Origin of the sequence: Stenotrophomonas sp. RIT309, from assembly GCF_000632045.1 — a bacterium.
Lineage (GTDB): Bacteria > Pseudomonadota > Gammaproteobacteria > Xanthomonadales > Xanthomonadaceae > Stenotrophomonas > Stenotrophomonas indicatrix.
Genome location: NZ_JFYS01000010.1, coordinates 1 through 8,130, shown reverse-complemented (window position 1 = coordinate 8,130; position 8,130 = coordinate 1). Strand labels below are relative to the sequence as shown.

The following is an 8,130-nucleotide window of genomic DNA, read 5'->3' as shown; positions in this document are numbered from 1 at the left end:
TGGAGCGGGAAACGAGACTCGAACTCGCGACCTCAACCTTGGCAAGGTTGCGCTCTACCAACTGAGCTATTCCCGCATAAGCCGTATGGTACCGGAAGCCCGGGACACACACCAGCCATTTCACAACAGTTTTCACTTTTCTGACTGCGCGAAGAGCCTTGTGGCTCAACGTGCCCCGCCTTGCCGTGGCGGGAGAAAAACAAGGCCCCAACCGGGGCCCTGTGCAATCTGGAGCGGGAAACGAGACTCGAACTCGCGACCTCAACCTTGGCAAGGTTGCGCTCTACCAACTGAGCTATTCCCGCAGATTCTCCGACCTGCGTCGAAGGAGCGCTATTGTGTCCAAATTCCTTCACGCCGTCAACAGTCCGCAGCACCGATGAACCCGCCCACGAGACCTCGTTTCGCCCGCCTGTGCTGGAGCCTTGTCGCCCTGGCCTGGCTTGCGGTGATTGCTGCACTGATCAATGCGGGCTTCACCCCGGACTATTGGATGCTGCGCCACTTCGAAGGCGCAACCCTGCCCTACCCCACCGGCGCGGTCATCCAGTTCGCTGTACTGGCCGGAGCGGAACTGTTGGTCACCGTGCTGATCGTGCGTCCCTGGAAACCAGGGCGCCTGTGGTTGCGGCTGCTGATCGCCCTGGTGCTGCTGCTGGCCTGGTCGTTCCCGTGGCTGGCCGCTGCCCTGCACCAGGCGCCGGTGCAGGGCATGCACCTGCTGTGGCTGCTGCTTCTGGATGTGGGATTGCTGCTGGCGCTGTGCGTGGTGTCGCTGGCCAGTGCGTGGCGGGCGTTGACCGGGAAACAGACCCGACGCGCACGCCCCTAGCGAAGCACGCCCCTACCTGTGGAACTCCACCCGCACATGCTGGCCGACGCGCGCCTTGACGGCGCTCTCGAATTCCAGCACGCACTCCACCACCTTGGCCACGCCGCGCCCTGCGTCTTCGGGCAATCGTGCCTGCGCGAACACCGGGCTGATGCGGACCACGCGTGCCACCGGCAGTGGCTTGCCCTCTGCGCCATCGCTATCGATCACCACCGTCGCACGCATGCCAACCTGCACGGCATCGGCGTAGGCCGCACTCAGCTCGGCACGCACCTGCAACGGTCGCGCCGGCAACAGTGACATCGCCGGCTTGCCGGCCTGCACGAACGCACCCACGCCCGGCACCTGGCCGACCACGATGCCGGCGTCCGGTGCGGTCAGCGACATCTGTCGCAGCTTGAGCCTGGCGTGCTCCAGCTTGTGCTGGGCCATGTCGACCTGCGCTCCGGCCACATCCACATCGGCGCGGACGCCGGCCAGCTGCTGCCTGGCTGCGTCGGCCTGCTGGCTGGACGACACGCCTTCACTGGCGCCGGTGGCCAGGCGGGTGGCGTTGCGCTCCAGTTCGCGCAGCTGCGCCTGACTGCCCTTCAGCCGATCGTTGGCCAGCGCGAGATCGGCATTGGCCATGCCCACCTCCTGTTCAAGCAGTGCGCCATCCAGGGCGAGCAGGACATCGCCCTTGCGCACCACCGCCCCTTCCTTCACCGGCGCGGTGCTGACCGAACCATCCATCGCTGGTACCAGTGCAATCAGCCCGCCTTCCACATCGATGATGCCGCGCGCGACGGCGACGTTGTCCGCGCTGGCGGCCGTGGCAGCGGTCGGCTGCGCGGGTACGGGTGCATCCTTGCTGCAGGCACCCAGCAGCAATGCCGCGCCCAAGGAGAAGCTGAGGGAGAACAACGGCGGCATTCTGGTCATGGGCTGGGCTCTACGGTTTCGTTCTGGCGGCGGTCATCGCGGACCGTGCCGTCTTCCATGGCGATCACCCGATCCGCATGGCGGATCAGGCGTGGATCGTGGCTTACACACAACACCGTGGCCTGATGCGCGCGTGCATAGCGGTGCAGGATGTCGATCACGCGCTGGCCGTTCTCGGCGTCCAGTGCGCTGGTGGGTTCGTCGGCGAAGATCAGCGTGGGTGACTTGGCGAACGCACGGGCAACGGCTACGCGCTGCTTCTCGCCGCCGGACAGCTGCGCCGGGCGCATGTGGCTGCGGTGCGAGAGGCCGACTTCGTCCAGCGCCTGCCGCGCCAACGGTTCGCTGTCGCGGTTGCGCATGCCGCGATAGCCCAACGGCAGCTGCACCTGCTCCAGCGCCGTCAGCGCCGGGAACAGGTTGAAGCCCTGGAACACGAAACCGACGTGGTGCAGACGGAAGCGCTCCACCTCGCTGCGGGTCATGTGGCTGACGTCCTGGCCAAGCGCATGCACGCGACCGCCATCAGGCGTTGAGAGCCCGGACATCAGCGACAGCAGCGTGCTCTTTCCGCACCCGGAGGGGCCCGATACCAGGGTCAATTCGCCGGGATAGATGTCCAGCGACAGGCCACGCAGCACGGGCACATGCACATCGCCGGACACGAAGCCCTTCTCGAGTGCGTCGGCACGCAGGGTCGGGATTGCGATGGGAGCATTCGTCATCGGTGGCCCCTCAACGCAACAGCAGCGATGGATCGGAACGGACGACGCTGCGCACCGCCATGATGCTCGACAGCATGGCCATCACCGCGACCAGCGCCACGCAGCCAAGAACCACCGTCGGCGTGAGCTGTACCGGTACGCGCTGGGTCTGCGCGGCCATCAGCACCACCGCGCTGAAGGCTGCGGCCAGCAGCATGCCGACACCACCGATCAGCACGGCCTGTTCGAACACCACACGGGCCAGCGCGTAGCGGCCTGCGCCGAGCGCATTGAGGGTGGCGTACTCGCGTACCGACCCGGCCACCACTGCGGCAAATGACTGGTTGGTGATCACCGCGCCGACGAAGCAGACAATGACCGCCATGAACAGCACTGCGATGCCGGCGCCGGTATCGAACAGCCAGTATTGCTGCGAACGACTGGCGAACTCCGGCGCTGTCCAGAACTCGACGGGCGTGGCGCGGCCCGTCGATGAACTGAGGCGATCGCGCACGCGCGCGGCCAGCTCCGGTGAGCGCGTGCCCGCCACGAAATAGGTGCTGCCTTCATGCGGATCGGTTCCGGCGATGGCACGCGCGGTATCCAAAGACGCCAGCACATTGACACCGCCAAGGCCACGCAGGCCGGGTTGCGCGGCAACCATACGCACGGCCTTGCCATTGATCCACGCGCGGTTGCTGTGCAGATCGACGCCCAGCGTATCCAGGTCCGCGCTGTCGACGATCACCGCACCGGGTTCGCGCAACCGGGCACGCAGATCGGGCGACAGGATGCGCGAGAACATCATCGCGTCGCCTGCCGTGGAGATGCCGGACAGATAGACCGACACGTTGCCGGCACCCTGTGCGCTGGAGCGCCACTCACCATCGACCCACTCGTAGGGTTCGACGCGGGTGACATCCGGGTCCATCCGCAGGCGATTCTCTACATCCGCACTGATCGCATGACCGTAGTTCACGCTCTGCGTGCCGGCAAAGCCCGCCCAGACATCGGCGCTGGATGCGTTCACGTAGATCGCGGCGGTGCCGAAGATGCCCAGCACCAGCGCCGCCTGCACGATCAGCAGCACGCCGGCGAAACACATGGCGAGCACTACCGGCAGGAAACGGCGCCACTCGTAAACCAGGGTCTTGCGGGCAAGCGCGATCATTGCGCGTCGCCTTCAGGCTCGGCTGGCAAGGGAGCACCGCCCACTGCGCGATAGAGCGATGCGAATGCAAGTACGCGAGCACCCTGCGCGCCGATCAGGTCGGCCTGCGCGGACAGCGCGGCACGCTGGGTTTCCAACCCGTCGAACTCACTGGAAAGACCAAGCTGCACCTGCCGGGCCTGTCGTACGACCTGCTGCCGGGCTGCTTCGTCGGCCACCTGCAGCGACTGGATGCTGCTGTCCTGGCGGGCCAGGCTGCCCAGTGCACCCTCCACTTCCGCCACGCCCTGCAGCACTGCCTTGCGATACCCCAGCAAGGCTGCATCCAGCTGCTTGTCGTCGGATTGATAGCGCGCGCGACGTTGGCCCCAATCCCACAGAGGGATATCGATGTAGGGACCGATCGATGGGCTGGAATCAGAATTGGAGCGAGCGTTCTGGGTCAGGTTGTAGGCGTACAGGATGGAACCGCCCAGACTCAGTTTCGGGAACATCGACGCGCGCGCATTGCCCTTTTCGGCGGCAGCCTGCAGCACATCGGCCTCGGCCAGCAGGATCTGCGGGCGATGGCGCAGCAGATCGGCCGGCACCTGCTGCAGGGTGAAGGCGCTCAACTGCGGTGGCGTGCGGTAGGCATTCCAGGCCGGATCCGGACCATCGCGACCCAGCAGCAGCGCCAACGCGCGCGAGGCGTTGCCCGCGTTTTCATTCGCCTGTGCAATGGCCGCGCGCGTGGCCGCCCGCCGCGCGCGCAGGCGATCCATTTCACCGGGCTCGTCCAGATGCAGGCGCTGCCGAACCAGGCCCAGTTGCTCGCCACGTGCGTCAACGGCCTGCTGCCTGCCCAGCAGATCCACCTGCGCCTGCGCGACGGAAAGATCCAGGTAGCTGCGCACCACATCAGCGATGACCGCCACCTGCGCCGAATCGCGCAGTGCTTCGGCATTTCCGTTGGCCGCCTGCGCGCTTAGACGGGCGCTCTCCGCTGCGCCGAACAGGCCAAGATCCCAGATCGCTTCAACGCCGGCGTGGAAGTACGTGTCGACTGCGGCGGCGTCCTGCACCTGCTTGGCACTGGCGGAGATTTCCGGACGGAAGCGCGCATCGGAGGTGCCCGACAGCAGGCGTACCGCCTGCAACCGCAGGGTGGCCTGGCGCAGGTCCAGATTGCCGGCGACGGCCTCTTCCACCAGCGCGTTCAAGCGCGCATCGGCCAGCACCTTCCACCACTGCCGCGCATCGACCGCTACGCCCTGCCCTGCCGCGGTCTGACTCCACACTGCTGGTACGCGATCAGGCAGATCGGGAACCGGCACCGACATGCAGCCCACCAGCATCATGCTGGTCAGCAGCGCCCCGGTACCCAGGACGATACGTGGGACGACGGCATACCGGCGCGCGAACGCTGCCGGGAAAGTGATGCGACTGGCCACCCGCCCGCCTTCGAGGAGAGAGAAGCCGAGGAGGCTACGCCGCGATTGTGGAGTGGACATGGAGAATCGGTCGGAGGTGCGTTACAGCGCGTGTGCGGTGCATGCATTGCGAACCCTCGGCCTTTCCACAGCCTTTCATCGGCGCCGCCAAGCTGAACGCTGGACTGTCCGCGGGCGCTGCGGCACAGTGTCCTGAACGCTTCCACCGGCAGGCAATACGCTTGAAATCCGCCCTTCGCCGCACGCTCGGCATCTTCGCGACCGTGCTCATAGTGGCCACAACGGCGATCTGCCTGACCACTCCGTTGGCGTCGAACGCGGCCATGCTGCTGATGGACCGCAGCAACTTCATTCCCGCGCAGTCGTCGATCTTTTCCTTCGAGCCCTACGTGATCAACGAGGGCTCGTCGAACTACTGGTTGTACGGCCAAGACCGGAACTACTACTACCACTTCACCTACCAGGCCGACGCCCCGTATCTGTACATCACGCGGAAGAACGCCTGCGCCGGCTTCGATCGTGCGGACGTGCGAACCTGGTGCGGTGCGGGCCGAGGCAGCCCGCGCTAGCGCAATCGCAATCCCTTGCCGGTGCGCAAACGAAAAACGCTCCCTTGCGGGAGCGTTTTTCTGAATCTGGAGCGGGAAACGAGACTCGAACTCGCGACCTCAACCTTGGCAAGGTTGCGCTCTACCAACTGAGCTATTCCCGCAGATTCCGTTCGACCTGCGTCGAAGGAGCGCTATTGTGTCGGGATTGCTGCACGGCGTCAACAGGATTCTGCTGCCCTCTCATGAAGCAGCGTTCAGCTTCAGGATCACATCCGCACGCCCCGTCGATGGAAGTAGATCTGCTCGGCCAGCCGGCGCATCGGGCCGGTACGCAGCAGCGCATTGACCGGCCAGTCCCGCTGCAGGTGGTCCATTGCCCAGCGCAGCATGCGCTTGCGGTGAAAGGTGGGGGCGGCCTGACGCGCCACCTGCTCTGCGGCCGGCCCCTTGCCGCGCCGGTGCAACCCGATCGCATCACCGACCGCCCAGCCATGCCGCCATGACGAGTGGATGCCGCCGGCCGACAGCGGCGAGACGACACCTGCCGCATCACCGGTCAGGATCACGCCCGGCGCAGTGATCGGGCCATCCGGCAACCCGCAGGGCACCAGGCCCGCGCGGGTGCCGGCAACCTGGGCCGAGTGCGGAAGTCCCACAACGTCGCGCACGTGTTCAAGGAATCCCTCGATATCCGGCGGGCGTGCATGTGCGGGATCATGCCGCAGCGCCAATCCCACCTGCACGCCGGTGGGATTCTGCGCGGCCCAGCCGATGTAGCCGGGTGCGAACCGGCGGCTGACAAAGCAGTGCAAGGCATCGCCTTCCGGCAGCTGCACGCCGGCAAACTCGCGCTCGACGCCATACAGGTTGTCGCGCACCTGGCCCAGGCCTGTGCGCTGGGCAACACGTGATCGTGCGCCATCAGCGCCGACCAGACAGGCCGTGCGCCCCACCCCTTCAACCTGCCACGCGTCGCCGTCGCGGCAGGCGTCGGTGAACGACTGCTGCAGCCGCAGGTCCACGCCACTGGCACGCAGTTCGCTGGCCAGCCAGCGCATCAGGTTCGGCGTATCGGTGGTGAGGAAGTAGTAACCCGGTGCGGTCAGCAGCACGTTGTGCAGGTTCGGCGCATACAGGCGCACGCGTGCGACGCGTTGCACGAGATGATCGGGCATGCGCCCCAGCCAGGTCTGTTCCATCGCCTCCTTCACCACGATACCGGTGGTGTGCAGGCGTTCGCCAGGGTCGGCCTTGCGCTCGAGCACGCAGACGCGCAGGCCGTACTGAGCGGCGGCAAGTGCGCAGGCGGCACCGCCAAAGCTGGCGCCGACGATGACCACGTCGTAGTCGTTGGCAGGGGGAGTCTGAGGCATCGCGGCGTCACCTTGCTGGATCCGGGGGTACAGCGTGGGATCGGCGCATGGCGAGGCGATGGAGTGGCGGTGAAGTGGGGATGAAGCGCTCGCTCGCCCGATCGGGCTCCATTTCGGAATACTTGTATGGACTCACCCCGGACGACGATCAATAGTTCCTGGCCCAGTGCCATCACCAATGTAGTGGCGACTATCGACAACCACTCCGACACCCTCGATCGGGACCAATCTGAGAACGGCGACATGTAGTTGAGCATGTCCAAGAGCGCGAGTCTCGGCGATCCGCTGGCAGTGGACTGATCGCTCCGAGCAACAACCGCTCTCAATGAACCCACAAGACGACCAGTCCTCCCGGACCACGACATTCGAGAATCGATATGGATCACTTCGCCCACCTTGGCTACCACTACGGCGAGCGAGAAATCGAGTCGTTGCTGAAGGAGCTTGGGATCGTCGATGCTCCAGCCCTGGAGCCGCATTGGACAGATGCTTACTTGTCCAACGCATCACTCGGCGTTGAACTGACATTGTCAGATTCTGAGTCCTTGGCCTTTCCTAGTCGCGACTATCCAGCTGGCGCGCTAGTGTTATCCAATTTCCGCTACTACGGACGGGAAATCGGCGACTTTTCCGTTTACCGAGGCGCCCTGCCCCACGGCCTCACTTTCGGCCAAGGCAGGAGCGACGTCTTGTCAATGTTTGGTGAACCGGAATGGACAAATCCAGAAAGCAGCCGCATGCGATGGAAATCCGGCAGCTACAGAATCCATGTGACATTCGACAAGACCGGAAAGCTAGCAATTGTCTCCGGAGGATTGCCGATCTAAGAGCACAACTCTGCGCAACGTTCTGTCGGCACCCAAGTCATGATGTCTGCCGACATCGAGCCACTCCCAGACCACGCCGTCGACATCGCCCTATCTCGCGACAGCTCATAACGAAAAACGCCCCCTTCCGGGAGCGTTTTTCTTGAATCTGGAGCGGGAAACGAGACTCGAACTCGCGACCTCAACCTTGGCAAGGTTGCGCTCTACCAACTGAGCTATTCCCGCTTGGGAGGCGAAATTCTACCTGTTCTGCGCAACGCGTCAAGGCCTTTTTTTCAGGCAGATCGAGAGGTCATGGAATGCGTCATCCACGCA

General features: G+C 64.9%; 8 protein-coding genes and 4 tRNA genes. 3 read left to right on the top strand and 9 right to left on the bottom strand.

Translation table 11 applies throughout. The features are described 5' to 3' along the window. Positions 1-76 (bottom strand) — tRNA-Gly (locus BW38_RS13535). 153 nt (positions 77-229) lie between these two features. Continuing rightward, positions 230-305, bottom strand: a tRNA-Gly gene (locus tag BW38_RS13540). A 74-nt stretch (positions 306-379) separates the two neighbouring features. Here BW38_RS13540 and BW38_RS13545 point away from each other — a divergent pair. Continuing rightward, the gene (locus BW38_RS13545; protein ID WP_032975746.1) at positions 380-832 is read left to right on the top strand and encodes a hypothetical protein; all 453 of its coding nucleotides are present in this window, start codon (positions 380-382) and stop codon (positions 830-832) included. 12 nt (positions 833-844) lie between these two features. On the opposite strand, the gene BW38_RS13550 is transcribed toward BW38_RS13545, so the two are convergent. From BW38_RS13550 to BW38_RS13565, 4 genes are read right to left on the bottom strand one after another with little or no spacing between them, the layout of a single operon-like run. After that, positions 845-1,756: an HlyD family efflux transporter periplasmic adaptor subunit gene (locus tag BW38_RS13550; RefSeq protein ID WP_032975745.1), complete on the bottom strand. Its 912-nt coding sequence runs from the start codon at positions 1,754-1,756 to the stop codon at positions 845-847. Next, positions 1,753-2,481 (bottom strand): ABC transporter ATP-binding protein, encoded by a 729-nt coding sequence (locus BW38_RS13555; protein WP_025875189.1) that lies wholly within the window; start codon positions 2,479-2,481, stop codon positions 1,753-1,755. Before BW38_RS13555 ends, BW38_RS13550 begins: the two co-directional genes overlap by 4 nt. Before the next feature lie 10 nt (positions 2,482-2,491). After that, entirely contained in the window at positions 2,492-3,631 is a 1,140-nt protein-coding gene (locus BW38_RS13560) for an ABC transporter permease (protein ID WP_032975744.1), read from the bottom strand. Further along, a complete protein-coding gene (locus BW38_RS13565; protein WP_313115999.1) occupies positions 3,628-4,971 on the bottom strand; it encodes a TolC family protein in 1,344 nt (447 codons plus the stop codon). The genes BW38_RS13560 and BW38_RS13565 overlap by 4 nt, the downstream gene beginning before the upstream one ends. Before the next feature lie 314 nt (positions 4,972-5,285). Between BW38_RS13565 and BW38_RS13570 the strand changes: the two genes are divergently transcribed. Continuing rightward, on the top strand, positions 5,286-5,633 hold the full coding sequence (locus BW38_RS13570; RefSeq protein ID WP_032975742.1) for a hypothetical protein: 348 nt from the start codon (positions 5,286-5,288) through the stop codon (positions 5,631-5,633). Between the two features lie 67 nt (positions 5,634-5,700). Here the strand turns inward: BW38_RS13570 and BW38_RS13575 are convergent. Both BW38_RS13575 and BW38_RS13580 read right to left on the bottom strand, forming a co-directional pair. Beyond that, positions 5,701-5,776, bottom strand: a tRNA-Gly gene (locus BW38_RS13575). Between the two features lie 105 nt (positions 5,777-5,881). Then, the gene (locus tag BW38_RS13580; RefSeq protein WP_032975741.1) at positions 5,882-6,988 is read right to left on the bottom strand and encodes an NAD(P)/FAD-dependent oxidoreductase; all 1,107 of its coding nucleotides are present in this window, start codon (positions 6,986-6,988) and stop codon (positions 5,882-5,884) included. Between the two features lie 377 nt (positions 6,989-7,365). Between BW38_RS13580 and BW38_RS13585 the strand changes: the two genes are divergently transcribed. Further along, positions 7,366-7,815, top strand: coding sequence for a hypothetical protein (locus BW38_RS13585; RefSeq protein WP_032975740.1), 450 nt, complete (start codon positions 7,366-7,368; stop codon positions 7,813-7,815). Between the two features lie 149 nt (positions 7,816-7,964). Here BW38_RS13585 and BW38_RS13590 read toward each other — a convergent pair. After that, positions 7,965-8,040 (bottom strand) — tRNA-Gly (locus BW38_RS13590). Between the last annotated feature and the right edge of the window lie 90 nt (positions 8,041-8,130).

What these genes read in the sequence shown, in the direction of transcription:
- BW38_RS13545 (WP_032975746.1), top strand. Translation starts at nt 380, where the DNA reads ATGAACCCGCCCACGAGACCTCGTTTCGCCCGCCTGTGCTGGAGCCTT.
- BW38_RS13550 (WP_032975745.1), bottom strand. Translation starts at nt 1,756, where the DNA reads ATGACCAGAATGCCGCCGTTGTTCTCCCTCAGCTTCTCCTTGGGCGCG.
- BW38_RS13555 (WP_025875189.1), bottom strand. Translation starts at nt 2,481, where the DNA reads ATGACGAATGCTCCCATCGCAATCCCGACCCTGCGTGCCGACGCACTC.
- BW38_RS13560 (WP_032975744.1), bottom strand. Translation starts at nt 3,631, where the DNA reads ATGATCGCGCTTGCCCGCAAGACCCTGGTTTACGAGTGGCGCCGTTTC.
- BW38_RS13565 (WP_313115999.1), bottom strand. Translation starts at nt 4,971, where the DNA reads ATGATGCTGGTGGGCTGCATGTCGGTGCCGGTTCCCGATCTGCCTGAT.
- BW38_RS13580 (WP_032975741.1), bottom strand. Translation starts at nt 6,988, where the DNA reads ATGCCTCAGACTCCCCCTGCCAACGACTACGACGTGGTCATCGTCGGC.
- BW38_RS13585 (WP_032975740.1), top strand. Translation starts at nt 7,366, where the DNA reads ATGGATCACTTCGCCCACCTTGGCTACCACTACGGCGAGCGAGAAATC.